The organism is Paenibacillus mangrovi, from assembly GCF_022898935.1.
Classification (GTDB): Bacteria; Bacillota; Bacilli; order Paenibacillales; family Paenibacillaceae; genus Paenibacillus_AQ; species Paenibacillus_AQ mangrovi.
In genome coordinates this window covers 383,035-403,285 of record NZ_JALIRP010000003.1, presented here as the reverse complement: position 1 = coordinate 403,285, position 20,251 = coordinate 383,035, and the positions used below count along the sequence as shown (strand labels likewise).

Annotated in this window: 13 protein-coding genes; 11 read left to right on the top strand and 2 right to left on the bottom strand. The window is 49.0% G+C overall.

All coding sequences use genetic code 11. The annotated features are described in order from the left end of the window. Positions 1-48: 48 nt before the first annotated feature. The 10 genes from MUG84_RS09960 (at position 49) to MUG84_RS09915 (ending at position 14,482) form a co-directional block, all read left to right on the top strand. Entirely contained in the window at positions 49-1,005 is a 957-nt protein-coding gene (locus MUG84_RS09960) for an ABC transporter ATP-binding protein (protein ID WP_244724567.1), read from the top strand. Further along, positions 1,002-1,796 carry an ABC transporter permease gene (locus MUG84_RS09955; protein WP_244724564.1) on the top strand — a complete coding sequence of 265 codons (795 nt, stop codon included), beginning with the start codon at positions 1,002-1,004 and terminating at the stop codon, positions 1,794-1,796. The genes MUG84_RS09960 and MUG84_RS09955 overlap by 4 nt, the downstream gene beginning before the upstream one ends. Positions 1,797-1,837: 41 nt before the next feature. Continuing rightward, positions 1,838-2,515, top strand: coding sequence for a response regulator transcription factor (locus MUG84_RS09950; protein ID WP_244724559.1), 678 nt, complete (start codon positions 1,838-1,840; stop codon positions 2,513-2,515). After that, positions 2,512-3,615: a HAMP domain-containing sensor histidine kinase gene (locus MUG84_RS09945; protein ID WP_244724556.1), complete on the top strand. Its 1,104-nt coding sequence runs from the start codon at positions 2,512-2,514 to the stop codon at positions 3,613-3,615. The genes MUG84_RS09950 and MUG84_RS09945 overlap by 4 nt, the downstream gene beginning before the upstream one ends. A gap of 449 nt (positions 3,616-4,064) precedes the next feature. After that, entirely contained in the window at positions 4,065-5,519 is a 1,455-nt protein-coding gene (locus MUG84_RS09940) for a catalase (protein ID WP_280521257.1), read from the top strand. A 161-nt stretch (positions 5,520-5,680) separates the two neighbouring features. Continuing rightward, positions 5,681-9,895: a copper amine oxidase N-terminal domain-containing protein gene (locus tag MUG84_RS09935; RefSeq protein WP_244724548.1), complete on the top strand. Its 4,215-nt coding sequence runs from the start codon at positions 5,681-5,683 to the stop codon at positions 9,893-9,895. Between the two features lie 191 nt (positions 9,896-10,086). Beyond that, positions 10,087-10,548 carry a pyridoxamine 5'-phosphate oxidase family protein gene (locus tag MUG84_RS09930; protein ID WP_244724950.1) on the top strand — a complete coding sequence of 154 codons (462 nt, stop codon included), beginning with the start codon at positions 10,087-10,089 and terminating at the stop codon, positions 10,546-10,548. Positions 10,549-10,673: 125 nt separating this feature from the next. Further along, the gene (locus MUG84_RS09925) at positions 10,674-11,879 is read left to right on the top strand and encodes a multidrug effflux MFS transporter (RefSeq protein ID WP_244724948.1); all 1,206 of its coding nucleotides are present in this window, start codon (positions 10,674-10,676) and stop codon (positions 11,877-11,879) included. A 282-nt stretch (positions 11,880-12,161) separates the two neighbouring features. Continuing rightward, complete coding sequence (locus MUG84_RS09920) at positions 12,162-13,571, top strand: MATE family efflux transporter (RefSeq protein WP_244724544.1); 1,410 nt, start codon at positions 12,162-12,164, stop codon at positions 13,569-13,571. 197 nt (positions 13,572-13,768) lie between these two features. Further along, positions 13,769-14,482 carry a DsbA family oxidoreductase gene (locus tag MUG84_RS09915; protein WP_244724533.1) on the top strand — a complete coding sequence of 238 codons (714 nt, stop codon included), beginning with the start codon at positions 13,769-13,771 and terminating at the stop codon, positions 14,480-14,482. A 90-nt stretch (positions 14,483-14,572) separates the two neighbouring features. Here MUG84_RS09915 and MUG84_RS09910 read toward each other — a convergent pair whose 3' ends face one another. Beyond that, entirely contained in the window at positions 14,573-15,628 is a 1,056-nt protein-coding gene (locus MUG84_RS09910) for a serine hydrolase domain-containing protein (RefSeq protein ID WP_244724531.1), read from the bottom strand. A gap of 208 nt (positions 15,629-15,836) precedes the next feature. Between MUG84_RS09910 and MUG84_RS09905 the strand changes: the two genes are divergently transcribed. Next, a complete protein-coding gene (locus MUG84_RS09905) occupies positions 15,837-18,224 on the top strand; it encodes an Ig-like domain-containing protein (protein WP_244724528.1) in 2,388 nt (795 codons plus the stop codon). 85 nt (positions 18,225-18,309) lie between these two features. Here MUG84_RS09905 and MUG84_RS09900 read toward each other — a convergent pair whose 3' ends face one another. Then, positions 18,310-20,076: a hypothetical protein gene (locus MUG84_RS09900; RefSeq protein ID WP_244724526.1), complete on the bottom strand. Its 1,767-nt coding sequence runs from the start codon at positions 20,074-20,076 to the stop codon at positions 18,310-18,312. Between the last annotated feature and the right edge of the window lie 175 nt (positions 20,077-20,251).

Here is a 20,251-nt window from a genome sequence, read left to right as displayed (position 1 = left end):
CGTTAAAAGGATTGATCCTGTGTAGCAGCTGAAGGAGGAGTAAAATAAATGGAACCGATGATCCGTGTGGAAAATTTAAGAAAGCAATATAAACAGGGAGCCCGTCCAGCAGTAGATGGCGTCAGTTTCGAGGTTGGTAAGGGAGAGTTTTTCGCTTTTTTGGGACCCAACGGTGCCGGAAAAACGACGACGATTTCCATTTTGACCACCACCCTTTCGAAAACGGATGGCGAAGTGATGATAGCAGGTTATGATGTGGAAAAGGAGGCATCCAAGGTACGCCGGAATGTAGGGATCATTTTTCAGAATCCAAGCCTTGATCTCGATCTGACGGCAGAGGAAAATATCAGATTGCATGTCAGCATTTACGGAGTATATGCTTATCGTCCGTTCTACAGTATGATGCCGGCCGCCTACAAACAGCGCATTGAGGAGCTGTCGCAGGTTGTCGGAATCCACGAGAATCTGTTCAAAAAGGTGAAGGGCTTTTCAGGGGGCATGAGACGCAAGCTAGAAATCATGCGCAGTCTGATGCATAACCCGCAGATTCTGTTTCTAGACGAACCGACACAGGGATTGGACGCTTCCGCTCGCCAGTCGCTCTGGACATACCTGCAAAAAATCCGCAAGGAAGAAAACATGACTATTTTTCTTACGACGCACTATTTGGAAGAGGCTGAAGAGGCGGATCGTGTCTGCATGATTACCCAAGGCAAAGTAGCGATTCTGGGAACGCCGGACGAAATCAAACATAAGCTGCTCGGCGACAAGACGATGCTGCTACGCGGAGAAGACGAAGCTGCATTGAAGGAAGAGCTGGACGCTATGCGAGCCACGTATACGGAGGAGAACGGCAGCCTGAAGGTGGTTTATTCCGATAAAACGCCGCAGCATCTGCTTTCTCAGCTGCACACACCCCTGACACGGCTTGATATTCATCAGCCTACTTTGGAGGAAGCTTATTTAAGACTGGTCGAACAGAGTGAAAGGGGAGTGAGTCTATGATTACCACCGCACAAAGAGAGGGCAACGCCATGCTGGCCATAGCGGCCAGGGAAATCACGAAAGGTATTAAAAATCCGGTACTGATGATCGTCAGCATCGTATTTCCGATCATCTTCATTGGCATCATGGGCGGCAGCCTATCGCAGAATATGGCGGGGGGACTGGGATTTAATTACTTGCAGTTCATGATGATCGGCATGATCGTCAACAGTATTTTTACAGGGCTAATCACCGGCATGAGCTCCCTCATAGAGGAACGCAACCAGAATATGACGCAAGAGCTGTATGTATCTCCAATCTCCCGGTATTCTATCATTATTGGGAAAATGATCGGATCCAGCTTTACAAGCCTCGTGGGGCTTATCGGCATTGTGTTGGTCGCACTGATTATGCAGATTCCGCTTGGTGGCATGCATATCGTGTACCTGTTCCTGATTACCCCACTGTTTTGTCTGGTCGGTGGCTCGCTTGGTATTTTTTTTATCGGATTTGTGCAGGACAGTAAAACGGCAGATATCGGCTCGATGCTGCTGGTGATGCCGCAAATGTTCCTTTCCGGCGCGATGACTCCGATTCAGCATTCGACCGGACTACTCGGTTTTTTGGCACACATCATGCCGATGACGTACTGTATCGATTTGGCGCGGAGCGTCTTTTACTCGGGAACCGACATGTACAGTAAAATTGTTCTGTATAATCCGCTGACGGACCTTGCGGTTATGGCCGGATTCTTCTTGGTGTTCACCATTGTCGGCACGTTGATGTTTACAAGATCGGAACGAAACCGCTAAAATCATCTCACAGATTTTATAATGAAAGGAGCCGGCTATCGATGCCACTCATTCTTGTAGTTGATGATGATCCGCATATCCGTGAGCTCGTCAGTCACCTACTCAGAAGCGAAGGCTTTAGTACCGCGGAAGCTGAAAACGGACATGAGGCTCTAAAGGCACTGGAAACGGTGCAGGCCGATCTGGTTATACTGGACGTGATGATGCCAGGCATGGACGGATGGCAGCTGTGCAAGGAGCTGACCGAATATTATGAGGATCTGCCTATTCTGATGCTGACAGCGAAGGGCGAGACCATCCATAAGGTCAAGGGCTTTGAGCTTGGAACGGATGACTATCTGGTGAAGCCCTTTGATCCGCCGGAGCTGATCGTTAGGGTGAAGGCGCTGCTCAAAAGATACCGCATTGCGGCCTCCCAGCAGATTCAGATAGGATCCTTGCGGGTGAACCGCAAAACTTACGAATGCTATAACGGTGAAGAAGGAGTTACGCTGCCGCTTAAGGAATTTGAACTGCTGTTTTTGCTGGCAAGTTATCTGGGCAAGACCTTTTCTCGAGACCAGCTGATTGAGAAGATCTGGGGCTTTGATTATGAAGGAGACGAACGGACGGTGGATGTGCATATCAGGCGTCTTCGTGAGCGTTTTCCGGCGGAAGAACATGCATTTCAAATCCGGACGATCCGCGGCCTTGGCTATAGGCTGGAGATGACACCATGAGGAGGCATGAAGGAATCCGGGTCAAGCTGAAGGTCGCGTTTTTTATGCTGGTGGTTCTGGTGGCATTATGCATTTGCTGGACGGCTGCGTATTATTTGATTCGTTGGTTCGGCTGGAGCATAAGCGGATTGGTCGTACAGCTGGCAAATTCCGTACTTGGATTCTTTATCTTCGGCATATGCATTTCGATCATGTCAAGGTTTGGCAGGAAGAGGCAGCTGGAGTTTTACCAGTCGGTTATCGATGCCTTGAAGCAGATTTCGAGGGGGGACTTCAATGTAAGTCTTCCGGTTAATAGGATGGAAGATGACCATTTTACCGAAGTTATTCAAAGCATCAATGACATGGCTGCCGATCTGAATAAGCTTGAATCCATGCGTCAGGAGTTTATTTCGGATGTTTCCCATGAGATTCAGTCCCCGCTGACTTCTATCAGCGGCTTTGCGCGGGTGCTGAAGGAAAAGGAACTGAGCGCGGAGGAACGGGAGCATTATCTCGATATCATCGAGCAGGAAAGCGTACGTCTCTCGCACCTATCGGAAAATATGCTGCGCCTGGCTTCGCTGGACTCCGAGCAGCATCCATTCCATCCCGTTCCCGTGCGGCTCGACAAGCATCTGCAAAAGCTGATTTTGGCCTGCGAGCCGCAGTGGATGGAGAAGGATCTGGATATGACTGCAGAGGTGGATCCGGTGACGATTGAGGCGGATTCAGATCTGCTGAGCCAAGTGTGGGTGAACCTGCTTCATAATGCCATTAAGTTTACGCCAAGTGGGGGATCCATTCAGGTTCGTCTGGCAGCCGGGGATAGTCAGGTCACCGTAATGGTGGAGGACTCGGGCATCGGCATTTCGGAAGAGGATCAGGCTCATATTTTCGACCGCTTTTACAAGGCTGATAAATCAAGAACCCGCTCGGGTGGGGGGAGCGGTCTCGGACTTTCCATTATTCAAAAAATCGTGCAAATGCATCAGGGATCCGTAACGGTGGCCAGCCGGCTGGGCGCCGGCACGACGATGACCGTGCGCCTTCCGATCTCTATGTCAGCAGGTCCAGCTCCTGTGCAGCCCGAGCGCCTGCGTCCACGAAGACATGCCTAGCTTTTCGTACAACCGCGAAAGATATTTCGGACGAAAAAAGACATCTGCATCCGTTGATTGAAACGGCGCAAATGTCTTTTTTAGGTTAGAAGTCTGCCATAAACTTGTCGGAATCCGAGTCCGCGACGATGTAATTTTGATTCATAAATTCCGAATTGTTCCAGAACCTGATCAAAATCATGAATAACGATGCCTTTATCCCCATATTTTTCAATATGGGATTTTAGCAGATCCGTAATTTTCGGATTATCTTCAACGACGTCTAACGTCAGTTCCCTTCCTATGAACATGTTACTAGGAGCATAACCTTGAGAAATTGAACATATTATTAGTTATATTATAATAATTATAATTTAATATTGATTTTTAATAGCAGTTACATTACAATGAATCACATCAGTTATTTAGAATTATTCTAATTTATATAAATTTGAGGAGGAGATATGATTATGACAAAACTCACGACCAACCAGGGTGTTCCCATCGGTGATAATCAGAATTCCAGAACGGCAGGGCAGAACGGACCTACACTGCTGGAGGACTATCAGCTTCTGGAGAAGCTGGCCCATTTTGACCGTGAACGTGTGCCGGAGCGTGTTGTTCATGCCCGGGGAGCGGGTGCGCATGGTGTGTTCAAGCTGACGAACAGCATGAAGCGCTACACGAAGGCGGTTTTTTTGCAAAATGAGGGACAGGAAACGTCGGTGTTTGCCCGCTTCTCCACGGTTATTCACGGTCAGCATTCTCCGGAGACGCTGCGAGATCCGCGTGGTTTCGCGGTCAAGTTCTATACGGAGGAAGGGAACTATGATTTTGTCGGCAATAACCTGCCGATATTCTTTATCCGCGACGCGATGAAGTTTCCGGATATGGTTCACTCACTCAAGCCGGATCCGCGCACGAACATTCAAGACCCGGACCGTTACTGGGACTTTATGTCGCTGACACCCGAATCTACGAACATGATGGTGCATCTGTTCACGGATGAAGGCATTCCGGCCAATTACCGCCAAATGCGCGGCTCGAGCGTCCATTCTTACAAATGGATCAACCAGTTTGGCAATACGGTATACGTGAAGCTGCGCTGGGTTCCGAAGCAGGGCGTTAAAAATTTGAGTGGCGCAGAAGCATCGGCGATTCAGGCCAGCGATTTTAACCATGCCAGCCGTGATCTATATGAAGCGATCGAGCGCGGAGACTATCCGGAGTGGGATCTGTATGTACAGGTGCTTGACCCTGCCGATCTGGACAGCTTTGATTTCAATCCGCTGGATGCTACGAAGGACTGGTTCGAAGAGGATATTCCTTACCAGCTGGTGGGGACGATGACGCTGAACCGCAATCCGGACAATGTTTTTGCGGAAACGGAATCAGTAGGATTCAATCCGGGTGTATTGGTACCGGGTATCGAGCCGTCGGAGGATAAACTGCTGCAGGGACGGTTGTTCTCCTACTCCGACACCCAGCGCCACCGCATTGGACCCAACTATCTGCAGCTTCCGATTAACTGCCCGTTCGCGCAGGTAAGCAACAATCAGCGTGACGGAGCCATGCCGTTCAAACAGCAAACGGACCGGATTAACTATGAACCGAACCGTTATCAGGACGCGCCGAAGGAAGATCCGGCATACCGTGATGTACCACAGCCCGTACAAGGTGTGATCTCCCGGGAAAAGATCAATAAGCCGAATGATTTTGGCCAGGCCGGTCAAGTATTCCGTAAATATACGCCGGAGGTTCAGGCAACTCTGGTAAGCAATCTGGCTGCCGATTTGCAGAATGTATCCGAACAGACCAAACTGCTTGCCATCTGCAACTTCTACCGCGCGGATGAAGAGCTGGGCAAAGGCCTGGCAGACGCCCTTCAGGTTGATTTGGCACCGTTCCTGTCCCGCTTGTCATAATATGGAGTAAGAACTATAACATCTACAGAAGGCGCAGCATATGCTGTGCCCTTTTTTAAGATTATACTAATTTATTTTTTAAAAAATGGAAAACATTTCTGCTCATTCTCTCGTCAAATAAGTGTAGCTATTTATTACAGGAATATATGAGGAGGAGAATCGTGAAAAAGCTTTGGGTTATGCTTGTGGCGGTGCTGATGGTTGTTTCATTTTCTCTGCAGCCTGCGCAGGTAGAGGGAGCCGCAGCCGCAAAAAAGATCAGTGTGTATGTAGATGGAGTCAAACTGAATCCGCTGCAGGCGCCCACGATGGTAAAAGGCAGGACCATGCTGCCGATGAGAGCCATTTTTGAGGCGTTTGACGCCGAGGTTCTGTGGAACCAAAAAACGAGTACGGTAACAGCCATCCGTGATGACATTACGATCGTACTCAAAATCGGTGCCCAGACAGCTACTGTCAATAATCAAAAGGTAGCGCTGGATGTGCCTGCGCAAAACTTGTATGGAACCACGATGGTGCCTGTGCGCTTCGTGAGCGAAACGCTTGGTGCGCAGGTGCTGTGGAATCAAGCGACACAGACGGTAAGCATTTTGACTTCTGATACAAATGTGAATGCCGTTTCTTACGTTTCCGCACGGATTGTAGGCAGAAACGGCGACGGCCGCGACCTAGAAGTAAGCTTCCCGAAAGTACAGCGTGAATCGAATATCAGTGAATACCGCGTTCTGGTCGTTAAGTCTGCGAATGCTTATGGATTTAACCTTTCTCAGGCGATTTCCACCGGACATTATACATCGGTGCAGCCGTCCGGGATTGATCCGCTTGTTACCTTATCGTCCCAGTCGAGAGACGTAAACGGCGATGTTCTGAAGAATAACCAGTCTTACAGTGTATACGTATTGTCGGTCGGCAAAAGAGGCTCAAACGCCCTTTCCGGCGTGTCCCAATCGGTTACACTCAGCAGCGCATCACCGGTAAGTTCCGTTTCCAACGTAAAAGCGAGTGATGTCAATGATTATGGTGACGGTCGCGATCTATCGGTCAGCTTCAACCAGCCGCAAAACACAAGCAATATCCAGAACTACCGTGTCATGGTTGTGAAGACCAAGGATGCGGGCAGCTTCAATCTCAATACCGCGAGTGCGCTTGCAAGCTCCAATTATACGACAGTAAGCAAAACCAGCAGTACAACGGTAACCACGACATTAAGCTCATCGACTAGAGATACCTCCGGCGAATATATTAAAAATGGCGTATCTTATACCGTTTTTGTACTTTCCGTTGCCAGCGGCTCGAATACAACGAACCAGCTTTCCTCAGCGTCTGCTTCGTTCACGCTGACAGCGAGTGTGATTGGTGCTCCTGTCATTACCAAGGTAGAGGATGTGAGCAACTATGGCGATGGCCGTGATTTGATGGTGCGTTTCAACAAATCATCCGACGAATCCCGAGTTGGCTCATACCGGATTTTCGTTGTGAAGGACAGCAAGGCGGACAGCTTTAATCTGTCTACAGCGACCAGCGTATCCAGCTCTTATTATTCTGTCGTCAGCAAAACAGGATACAACATTAACCAGACCCTGTCCTCCGGAGCGAGAGATGTGGATGGATCCCTGATTAATCCAGGCGTTGTCTATCGTGTATTCGTGATGGCCGTAGGAACAGGAAGCTATTCTGGAAACTATGCGCTTTCGGCGCCTTCGTCTTCCATTGTCTTGTACGGAAATACGGATGTAAATGCAGCTACAAACGTTAGTGTCAGCGATGTTTCCGATTATGGCGACGGCCGTGATCTGCGCGTTTCCTTTACGCGAGCGTCTGATGAAAGCAATCTGTATGGCTACCGGATCATGGTGGTGAAGGCTTCGGATGCTAACTATTTTGACTTGTCATCAGCGAACGCTGTATCCAGCTCGAATTACACATCTGTCAGCAAAACCGGCTATAACATTACCCAAACGCTGTCCTCAGGAGCAAGAGACGTGGATGGCCAAATTATCCGTAATGGTGTCAGCTATCGGGTATTTGTACTCTCTGTAGGTTCATACAGTACGAATGCGCTGTCTTCTTATTCTCCGGTGATTAGCCTTTCAGCGAATTCGAGTGTATACCCGGCGACTAGCGTGGGTGTCAGCGATGTTGCTGATAATGGAGACGGCCGTGACCTGCGCGTTACGTTTACGCGTGCGAATAATGAATCCAATATCAGCGAATACCGGATTATGGTAGTGCAGGATTCGGATGCCTACTACTTCGATCTCTCTACCGCCAATGCGGTCTCCAGCAGCTATTATACCCGGGTCAGCAAGACCGGCAATAACATCAATCAAACACTTTCTTCCGGTGCCAGAGATGTAAGTGGAAAGCTGATCCAAAATGGTGTGAAATACAGAGTATTTGTCCTATCCGTAGCCTCGAGCGGATATTACGGCAATAACGCGTTGTCTTCTTCGTCTTCAGCCATTACCCTGTCGGGGAATTCGAGTGTAGCTCCGGCGACCAGCGTAACTGTCAGCGATGTTTCCGATTTCGGGGACGGCCGTGACCTGCGAGTTTCATTCACGCGTGCAGCTGACGAAAGTAATTTGAGCGGTTACCGGATTATGGTGGTGAAGGCATCGGATGTGAGTAATTTCAACGTAACCAAAGCTAATGCCGTGTCCAGTTCGAATTACACATCCGTTAGCAAAACAGGTTCTAACATTACTCAAACGCTCGCTCAGGGTGCAAATGACGTGGATGGCAAACCGATTCAAAGCGGTATCAGCTATCGTGTGTTTGTACTCTCGGTAGGTGCATATGGCACGAATGCACTGTCTACTTATTCCTCTCCCATTACGCTGTCGGAAAATGCGACTGTGCCTAAGGCGACCAACGTAACTGTCAGCGATGTCGCCGATAACGGAGACGGCCGCGACCTGCAGGTTTCGTTCACCCGTGCGAATGGAGAACAAAACATCAAAGAATACCGGATCATGGTGGTGAAGGCTTCGGATGCCAGCTACTTTAACCTGACAGATGCCAATGCCGTATCCAGAGAGAATTACACAGCTGTCAGCAAAACGGGCTCCGATATTACCCTGAAACTTTCTGCGGATTCAAAGGATATAAACGGTGGATTTATTAAGAGTGGTGTTGATTACCAAGTATTTGTCTTATCCGTAGGAACTACCAGCGATGTAAATAATGCATTGTCTTCCGCGTCCCCGGTCATAAGCTTGTCACAAAGCTACTCCGTGGGACCTGCTAAAAATGTCAGCGTGAAAGATATCGGAGACAACAATAATGGCAGCGATCTGCAGGTATCCTTTACCCGCGCAGATAACGACAATGACATTAAAGAGTACCGAATCATGGTGGTGAAGTCTTCCGCAACGGGCAGCTTTAATGAAAAAGTTGCAGCGAATTTGACCAGCTCTTATTCGAACGTCACAAATGACAAAAAGGACAGCTATGAAGTTATCTTGGACGGTAAGGCAATAGATACCGATGGAGCTCAGATTAGTAATGGATTCTCCTACAAGGTTTATGTCCTTTCTGTTGGGAATCACAACAATTATGCGCTCTCGCCTGCTTCTGGTCCGATCACACTCGATACGCCCGTTCCGGATCCTGTAGTTCCGGTTAACCCGGTAACCAACTTAGTAGCGAGTGATGCTGGTGATGAGCATAATGGCAAGGATATGAAGATCTCCTTCACCCCTGCGGTTGACGAAAAAGGGATAGGAGAATATCGCATTTTCTTTGTGTCAGGGGGAACAAACCTTACCGTAGATAATGCGCTGAAGGTGGCATCAGACAGCTATACCTCAGTGACCGCCGGAGGAAAAGAATATAATCAGGCGATGAGCGACACGACGAAAGATACTGGAGGCAAAGCTTTAACTGAAGAGACCCCTTACAAGATCTATGTCCTGTCTGTGGCCACAAAAGGAAAAAGCGTATTGTCGGAACCGGCAAATGTCACATTAATAGACAAGACGACTGTTCCTACGAATATAACGGCAAAGTGGAATAATGGCGCCATTGATGTGGCTTTTAAGAAGCCTGCCAATGCCAGCCAGGTTCAAAAATATGTCGTGATGGTCGTTCCGACAACGCTCAAAGATTTCAGTCTGAAAACCGCCGCTGTTAAAAGTAAATCTGATTCGAATATGAAAACTGTAAAGGTAGATGAAGACTATACAGTTACATTTACGGCTGAAGATAAAGATGTTAACGGAAAGCGACTGAGTGACAAAAATTCCTATAATATCTACATTCTTAGCATTGGCGACAAGAAGAGTGTTTTGTCTGACCCTATTCCGGTTACCGTTGCCAAGACCGATTCAGAAGCCGCAGATGTGCAGGGAAAGAAACAACCAATAAAGCCTTAATCAAGTGTAAAAGAAAGCCGGATCCATTGGATCCGGCTTTTTGTTAACTTCCGGCCGAGAACATTTTCCGTATTGTCTTTATCCAGCTTGATCTATCATATGAATAATTTCAGGGTTCTTTTTCAAGCGCAAAATAAGTTACAATATAATGAAAACAAAAAAGAAAAGGAGGTATCCAACCTATGAAGCAGATGCCAAACGGTGATCTGTCCGAGGAGCTGTACAAACTGCTGAACGGAAGGAACCTCGAGACCAAGCAGCATGAAGCCATGATGCTGATGACCGTGACGGAAGAAGGATGGCCTCATACAGCCATGATCAGTGTGGGCGAAATCGTCGCCTTGGATTCAAGGTGCGTGAGATTGGCCATATGGCCCGGAACGACAACGGCGCGCAACATGATTCGTTCGGAAAAGGCTACTTTAGCCTTCGTTTATGCGGGAGCAGCCCATTACATCAAGCTGTCACTGAAGCTCTTGCCTGTACTACCTGATGCCGAACATCCGCGTGAACGATTTGAGGCTGAGATCATTTCGGTCCGATCCGACATAGCACAATATGCGGATATCACCACAGGAATGCAGATCGAGCTGAAAGATGGAGAGTCGGTCCTCCGGCGATGGCATGAAACACTGGCAGAATTGCTCCTATAAATGCAGCTGTAGAGGTTATAAGGGGGAACAAGGACATTGTTATGAATAAACAAACACACGCTGTCCCAAATCAGGACAGTTTACCGGAAGCTAGGCCCGCACGTCCAAGCACAAGCCAGCTGTGGATGATTATCTTGCTGGGAGCATTATCTGCATTTGGTCCATTTTCGCTGGATATGTATCTGCCTTCGCTGCCAAGCCTGGCGGATACGATGCATACAACGATATCACTGACGCAGCTAAGCCTGACTTCATGTCTGATCGGACTCGCGGTGGGCCAATTGTTCGCCGGTCCTTTAAGTGATGTGCGCGGGCGGCGCATTCCGCTGCTGATCGGCATGGCGGTTTACGGTATTTCATCTTTATTATGTGCATTCAGCACATCGATTGAAATGCTGATTATGCTGCGGTTTATCCAGGGGATTGCAGGCTCGGCAGGAATCGTGATTTCGCGTGCGATCGTCAGAGACATGTATTCCGGATCCGAGCTGACCAAATTCTTTTCCATGCTCATGCTGGTTAATGGCGCTGCTCCGATCTTGTCCCCGATTGTAGGCGGGCAGCTGCTGAAGGTGACTTCCTGGCGCGGGGTTTTTATCGTGCTTGCGGCTATTGGAGTTGTCATGCTGCTGTCGGTGCTCTTTGGATTACCAGAGACTCTCACATCTGAAAAACGTTCCAGAGGCGGCACCATGAACACGCTGAAGACGTTTGGCGTTCTGATGCGGGACCGCAAATTTATGGGACTTGCACTCAGTTCGGGCTTTATCACGGCGGCTATGTTTGCCTATATTTCGGGATCGCCGTTTGTTTTGCAAAATATTTACGGCGTAAGCCCGCAGGTATTCAGTCTGATTTTTGCGATGAATGGTCTTGGCATCATTATAGCCGGACAAATCACGGGGCGCCTGGCCGGACGGGTCGGCGAGAAGAAGCTGCTTGTAACAGGCATCATCTTGGCAACGGTCGGAGGCATGTCGCTGCTTGTCTTGCTGATAGCGAAGGCGCCGCTTGCCGCGATTCTTCCACCGCTCTTTATCGTTGTCTCTTGCGTCGGCATTGTGGGTACCGCAGGCTCCTCGCTGGCACTGCAGGATTACGGACATGCGGCAGGCAGCGCATCGGCATTGCTTGGGCTTCTATCCTACATTTTCGGCGGCATTGTCAGTCCTCTGGTAGGCATCGGCGGCGGTACTTCAGCGGTTCCGATGGGCATTGTCATCGCTGGTGCAGATTTGTTTTCCGTACTTTGCTATCTGCTGCTGGTCCGCGGAGCTAAAAGAAGGGTATTCAACGGAGAAGCATCAGGTGTACAAAACAAAGGAGTATAATAGGGAAGGGACTGCTGAAGTATAGGCAGTCTCTTTTTTGCTGCTATTTTCATGTTTTTTAGATATCAGAAAGTATAATCTTCCGGGAAATGCATCCTGATATCGCAAGAAAAACTACATTTAAACGCGGTCTGTCTTCTGTGAAATTACATCGATAGACGTTTTTTTTTTGCAAAATCCTTGAATTGAATTTACACGAAATGACTGTATTTTGATGTGAAGTGTGCTAACATACCTTTGCTCTAGGTTAATTTTATATAGAAGAAAGGTGATTTCTGACTCATGACTATAGCTACCCATGATTCGTCCGAACGGTCAGAATCCAATCGTCTCAGCCTTGTTCGTCTGACCTGGCCGATCTTTCTTGAGCTGTTCCTGTTTATGCTGATGGGCACTGTGGACACGTTCATGATCAGCTCGGTGTCGGATAACGCCGTATCCGGAGTGGGCGCCGCCAACCAGATCATATCGATCGCCATTCTGCTGCTTGAAGTCATTGGAAGTGGGGCTGCCATCGTTGTGGCACAGTATTTGGGCTCCAAGAAAAAGCTCGAGGCCGCGCAGGTGACGGGAAACGCGCTGACACTAAATTTGGCTGTCGGCCTGATCCTGAGCATTGTATTTCTTGGACTGGGCGGATATATGCTGCGCCTCTTGAACGTGCAAGGAGAAATTTATGACTATGCACAGTCGTATATGAGCATCGTTGGGGGCGGGATTTTCCTGCAGGCCCTGATTAATGCACTCGCTGCAACCATACGTACTCATGGGTTTACCAAAGAATCGATGGTCGTATCCCTATTAATGAATATACTGCACGTGGTCGGCAACTACCTGCTGATATTCGGTCATCTGGGCTTTCCTGCCATGGGCGTGGAAGGTGCAGCTATTTCGACGGTATTCAGCCGTCTGGTGTGCCTGCTCGTCTTCTTTTGGCTGATGTACCGAGTTATGGATGTACGGGTAGAATGGAAATATTACATCCGTCTGTCCAAAGAATACGTCCGCAAAATTCTGAGCATTGGCATCCCATCGGCTTTTGAAAGTCTCGTGTATCAGTCCTGCCAGCTTGTTTTTACGTTCTATGTGACCTTCCTGGGAGCAGAGGCAATGGCTGCCCGGCAGTATGCCGTCAATATCTCGATGTATATCTATCTGTTAAGCATGGCGGTCGGTATGGGCACGGCCATCATCGTAGGCCATTATGTCGGCTCGCGCCGCAATCAGGATGCCTATACAAGGGTGTTCCAAAGCGTAAAATGGGCGCTGGCCGCCACGGTCGTCATCGATCTGGTTATCATTGCGTTCCGCGTTCCTTTAATGAGTCTGTTTACGGATAACATGGCCATTATCCACATGGGTGCGCAGGTGCTTCTGCTCAGCATTCTTTTGGAAACGGGACGTACGGTGAACATTATCATCATCAACTCCCTACGCGCTTCCGGTGATGCCCGGTTCCCGGTTTATATCGGACTTATTTCGATGGTGGGCATGTCATTGCCACTAGGGTATTTCCTTATTTTCCATCTTCATCTGGGGCTGGCAGGAGTCTGGCTCGCAATTGCCGCAGATGAATGGACCCGCGCCGTTATCATGTATTTCCGCTGGAAAAGCCGGGCCTGGGAGCGGCATGCGCTTGTAGCGCCTGTAGATCCGGAGCCGATTCCTGCAGCCGCATCGACCGTGAGCTAGGAAAAATCCGCGAATACTTCGGATTAAGCGGAAAATAGCTTTTAAAGTTGCAGAACGCAAGCGCTCATTATATAATGTATAAAGAATAGTTACAGTTAATTGGCGGGAGCTCCTGCCTTTCTTTTTGCTCTATACTGTGTATAAAAAAGTATCAGTTAGCGCAAGATATACTATTAAACCTTTAGGAGGATTTTCGAATGAAAGTTGAAGTATGGTCCGATTTTGCCTGCCCGTTCTGCTACATCGGTAAACGACGTTTTGAAGCGGCTTTGGAAGGTTTCGAGCATAAAAACGAAGTGGAAGTGGTGTTCCGCAGCTTCGAGCTGGATCCGAATGCACCGCGCGAGAACGAGCATGATATGCATACCATTTTGGCTAACAAGTACGGCATGAGCATCGAAAAAGCAAAATCGATGAATGACAATTTAACCGAGCAGGCGAAGGCGGTGGGCCTTACTTATCATTTTGATACGATGCAGGTGACAAATACCTTCGATGCACACCGCTTGACGCATTGGGCGGGCGAGTTCGGCAAACGCTATGACATGACCGAGCGGCTGTTAAAAGCTTATTTTACCGACTCGGAGCTTCTGGGCGACCGTGCGGTGCTCGCGCTTCTGGCCGGAGAGATCGGTCTGGATGCCAAAGCTGCCGCTGACATGCTCGAAAGCGATGCCTACAAAGAGGATGTCCGTGAGGATGAAAGCCAAGCGTCCAAACTCGGTATCTCGGGCGTGCCATTCTTCGTCGTGAACGAGAAATACGGCATCTCCGGTGCTCAGCCGGCAGAAGTGTTCACGGAAGCACTCGCGAATATCTGGAAGGAAGATCATCCGCTGACCATGGTAGAGGGCTCGGACGATCTGGCCTGCCAGGACGGCTCCTGCACGCTGCCGACGGATAAGGCGTAACCCACATTTTATATCAATGCAAAAATAGGCTGCACCGAAAGGTTGATCGGAAACCTGACGGTGCAGCCTATTTATTTCCCGATTTACTCATTAATCAATAGTTTTGGTCATGGCCCGGAGCAGCTCCATTCCGATTTCATCGACATGCCGCTTTTGGGCGCGAAGGCGGGAAAAGGGCTTAAGTGCAAAGCTGCCGTTGTTCGAAAGGACGATGACCGCCATGTTTTTCTCCCTGTGAAAGCCGATAAAACTGCTCGATCCGTACGTTCCGCCGTTATGCCAGTGCATCCGGTCATGATAGACGCCGGTCCTGATCATCCAGCCCATGCCAACCTCGTCATTGCGGCGAATCCGGTATCTTGGCAGTTGGGTTTCCTTCATGGCTGCTGCTACGGAGGCAGCTCCCATGCCCATATTCGCTTTAGCGAACTGCAGCAGGTCCCTGGCTGTGGTTCGCAGTCCTCCGGCTCCCGCCAGAACGCCGAAGTCCCAGTGGGGAACTTCTTTGCCATTGGCGGTATATACAGGCAGGAATCTTGGCTGCTGAGCCGGGCTTAGCCTGAACACCGTATCCTCCATGAAAAGAGGTCCGCAAATTTTCTCCCGTACTAACTCCTCGAGGCCGTCTCCTGCGCACCGTGTCAAAATATATCCGAGCAGCCCGGCTCCAAGATTGGAGTATTCAAAGCGTCCAGCCGCGGCCGGCCGGCATTTCAGCAAATCTTTCAGCAGATGTTCTTCCGCGTAATGTTCATAGGGGTTAAACTTGTCCGTAATAACGGATCTCAAACCCGCAGGAAGGCGTGGAAGTCCAGACGTATGTGCTGCGAGCTGTTCCAGGGTGATTGCACTGATTTTACGATTGGAAGCACATTCAGGTATGTATTTACCGATAGTGTCTGTCCTCTTCAGCTTGCCCTGCTGTTCCAGAATGAAAAGCAGTGTAGCCATAAAAACTTTTGTAATTGATGCCGCTTCGTAAAGAGCAGATGAGTAATCAAAGCCCTGCGGCTGACCATGGCCCAAGTAATACTGGTCACCATTTTCCAGAATGCCGATCGAGACGCTTAGCGGGGAATGATTGCCAAAATGCTCCCGTACCAAGGCTTCGGCTCTGTCTGTTAATGGATGGTCGGTTGTGATCATGGGTAGGCACCTCCATATATTATAGACGTACAAATCGAAGGATAGTTGTTCTAAAGTTGAAATTAATAAGCAATCTTTTAACTTGCAGAAATCACTCATTTTCGCGGGGAAAACCGAGAAACCAACAAAAAAGCTAACATTCATCCTTCTCTTGACCGATATGTGAGGTAGGATGTTTTTATTTAACAAGAGATGGAGGGATTTTACATTGCATAAGAAGCTTCAAAAGATGCTTGTCATGTCACTGGTGTTAGTACTGTGCGTGGCATACTCCGGAGTCACTTGGGCGGCTACTGCAGCCGATTTGTCCAAGCTGGTTCTCTCAAAATCTCAGGTTACCCTGGAGATTGGCGATACTGCATCTGTGACGGCGAAGGGTGTTTACAATGACAACTCAACAGAAAATGTGACGATAAAAGCAAACTGGAGTAGTGCAAACGATGCGGTAGCCACCGTTAATCACGGAACGATTACCGCAGTAGGGGAAGGCAGCACGACCATTTCGGTCGTTTATGGCAGTGAAACCGACTCCGTTAAAGTGAACGTGACGAAGAAGGTTAAGGCCCTGACGAAGGACGTGCAGAAGCTCGATCTCAAAATGAGCGACAGCCCAACCATTCATCTGACCGCAACCTATACCGACAACACGGTAGATACGGATGCTTCGAACAAAGCCGAGTGGGCTGTGGATGACAGCAGTGTCGTCTCCGTCGTGAACGGCGTGGTGAAGCCGATCGGTCCCGGTACGGCAACCATTACAGCAACCTATGGCAAGCAGACGGTAAGCATTCCGGTGAGCGTGGAGCTGGTGAAGCGCCTGGATCCAAGCGTGACACAGGTGTCCATGCTGGTGAGCGAAAACAAACCGGTGAAAGTTTCCCTGAAAGCGACCTATCCTGACGGGGATGTGAAGAATGATGTGTCTGCGCTGGCAGAATGGTCTACAAGCAACCCGGCTGTGGCCGATGTCATCAAAGGCGAAATCACTGCATATGGTCCGGGATCGGCAACCATTACGGCTAAATACGGCACCATGACAACAACGATCCAGGTCGATGTCGACAAGACAATCCGTTTGCAGGCAAGCGAGCAAAATATTTTCATGCACAGCAATGAGACACTGCAGAATCCAATTAAGGTGGAAGCTGTTTATCCGGATAAAGCTCCGGTGGATATTACGAAGGATGCCGTTTGGACATCCAGCAACGAGAAGGTTGCATTCGTCAAGCAGGGGGTCATTACAGCTAATGCACCCGGTGCGGCAGTCATTACAGCTCAATACGGCGACAAAAGCGTAAGCATCAACGTGGACGTGGATATTCCCCGCCATCTCGATATGCCGGAGAAGATATCTTTAAGCCTGTCTGACAACAAAACGCAACAGCTCGAGCTGACCGCGACCTATGCGAACGGACAAGTCGAGAAGGTGCAGAGCAAGGCAGAGTGGAAATCCAGCAAGGAAGACGTTGTTTATGTATCAAACGGAATGCTGACGGCTTACAAAAAAGGTGAAGCGGACATCAGTGCCACTTACGGCGGTGTAACGGTAACCACCCATGTTGCGGTGGATATGCCGCTGAAGGTGGACATTTCCTCGAAAAAGGCTTCTCTGAAAGTAGGGGGAACGTATGAAGCGGCCATTATTCTGGATTACGGTTCAAACAAGCCTGCAGAGAAGGTAACCGACAAAGTCGAATGGAGCTCCAGCAAGGAAGACGTAGCCAAGGTAGATGACAAAGGCATCGTTACTGGCGTCGGCACAGGCACCGCCACGATTACAGGCAAATATGACGGCAAAACGTATACGATGACAGTTGAGGTGGGTTTGGTCAGCGAGCTGACTTCCCCTCAAAGCCTGATCATTATGTCCACGGGTGAGAAAAAGACCATTAATCTGGAAGCCGTAAACGATCCTGAAAATGATCCAGACAGCTTGAATAAAAGAGCTACCTGGAAATCAAGCAGCCCTACAGTAGCCAGTGTAGACAGTGGGGGCGTCGTTACAGGATTGAAGAGCGGCAAGGCAATGATTACTGCGGAATACGGCGGCAAGAAGGTTACCGTAAACGTGGAAGTAGATGTGATCTCTAAACTTGACGCGAGTGTGGATTATGTATCCCTGAAAACCGCGGGCAAACAAAGCGACAAAACCGCCACGGTTACTGTCAAAGCAACCTTTAGCGACGGTTCAATCAAAGATGTTAGCTCTAAAGCCGATTGGAGTACTTCCAATTACAAAGTTGCATCCGTAACGGATGGAAAAATTACGGCGCTGTCCAGCGGAAAAACGACGGTATCAGTCAAATATGGCAATAAAACCATCCGTATTCCGGTGGAAGTAGATAACCTGAAATATTTGCAAACCAATGAAGTCAGCTTGAATATGAGTGTAGGCCAGACATATAACCTGACTGCAACGGCCACATACAGCGATGGAAGCGAAGCGAATGTGTCGAAGCCGGCGGTTTGGAAGTCTTCTCGTATTCTGACCGCAACGGTAAAAGACGGTGTGGTCAAGGCGACAGGCAAAGGTAAAGCAACGATTACCGTTACCTTCGGAGGCAAGTCCACCCGCGTGCAAGTAACGGTGAAATAGAGCATCAGAAGCAGTAATCAGATACAGCAAAACGGGCAGTCCGAGATTAATTCTCGGGCTGCCCGTTTGTTTTGGGATGAGCCTCTTACTCCATATTCTCCACATCAAACACCGGCACCGTAATCAGCTCGCCCGTCTGATCGCCGCTAGGATAAACATCCTCGAACTGGTTGAACAGTCCGGTTACGGTCACATTCATGCCTTCATAGAATGTGTAATTGCCGTGCAGCTTCACATAAGAATCGCCCATTTGCGCAAGGGCGTCGCCCTCACCGCCATACATGATATAGCAGGTGAAGCGGACCTTCTCGTTGGAATGACCAAGCAGGTCATTCACATCGATATCGGTGTAATCCTTTTGGAAACCCATGAATTGATAGCTGTCTCCCTGGCGCATGTAGATGGCGTTCGGGGATGCGCCGCCAGCACCGTCTACACCGTCCGGACGAGTAACGAGCAGTGATTGGTCTGCCTGCACCTCATAGCCGTCCGCATCGAACATGAAGAGCCGGGTCATGCTGCTGTCATGCACCTCATAAGCTGCATAAAGTGCTTGTCTTGAAGCGGATTCTCCTTCAACGAGAATGACGGGTACGGCTTTTGTGCTGAGCGATTTTTCAATGGAAATCTTCCGGATGTTCACATTGGGAGGGAAATCATCCGTGCTCAGCATTTGCACCGACTCATCTTCATTCATTTTCGCAAAATAAATCGTATTGACGTCATCTGAGCCGATCGCATAGGCACTCCCGCCGAACTGGCTGCCGCCACCGATAACATGGCTGTAATTCTTAGCGAAGTCCGCTTGCTGCAGAAGCCGCAGCGGATCATGCACCGTCCAGGCCAGCTTGGCCTTATTCACTTCGTCTGTCGTATCTTGGTAGGAAGAGAGCGCCTCATAGATGGCGATGGCTCCTTCATAATCGTTGTTTTTGATTTTCCGCTGAGCGGAGGTGAGCCATTTCCGAATCTGCCTTTCGATCTCGCTCAGAAGTTTTGATTGGATGCCTGTACTCTTGGCATATGCCTCATACGTTTTGGCATGGAGAGCATAGTTCGCTATCTGCTCCCCATCGACATCCTTTTTCAGAATGATCCGGGCAAGCTCATCTGTTTTGCTCTTGACCCATGGCGCCTTCAAGTCGCGTGCTTGATACTGGCTCATGAGCGACTGTGATAAATCGAGAAGCTCAGAGAAATTGCCTGCACCGGCCAGCTTGGACATCAGCCTTTCATCAAAGTCCTTAAACTTGGCGTTTAACTGCTTGGTTTTCTCGTTTGTCCCGCCGTAAAATGCATCCGGGATAGCCTGCAAATTCCACTTAGCAGTGGCTTCGTCCGTCAATCCCTGGTTCAGCTGGTCCTCGAGTTGGCTGTAAAACATTGCTTTGAACTCCTGGAAGTAACGCGTAATGTCATCCGAAATGCCGTAGCTTGCCGAAATCTTCGGATAATAAGCCGCGAACCGGTCGCCTGAGTTCATATACTTGTTCCGCGTGCTTTGCAGCTCATTGTACACCTGAAGAAAGCCGGTAAAATCCTGTCCGGAGCCCGTACGCTCCACACGCTCATCGAGCTGCGATAGCGACTGCTTCATCAGGGTAATCGGCTCAAGCTCCCGCAAACGCTCCGCAATCAGATCCTCTTTATAGTGAATGGATTTATTATGGGCCGCCTTTTGGTACCATTCTTCCGCACGGATGAGGTCGTTTTGATTGTAGTAACGCTCAGCCTCATCGACCCAGGCCATTTTGCGGTTGATGTCCACTCCCTTCAGACCGATCAGGACCAGCATGGCGATACAGAACAAAACGAGAAAATTACGCAAGCTTAGCGCATGTCTTATCGTCATATATTCATAGCCTCATTAATAGAATTTGTGAACATTTTCTTTCTAGCAATTCATCCCATTATCCCACTAAATTTCTGCTAAATAAATACCGATAATAAAAGGATATAGCATTTTTTCGAATGAACATTAAATATTATAAATTATTCTACATATTAAATTGATCATTGAGGAGATA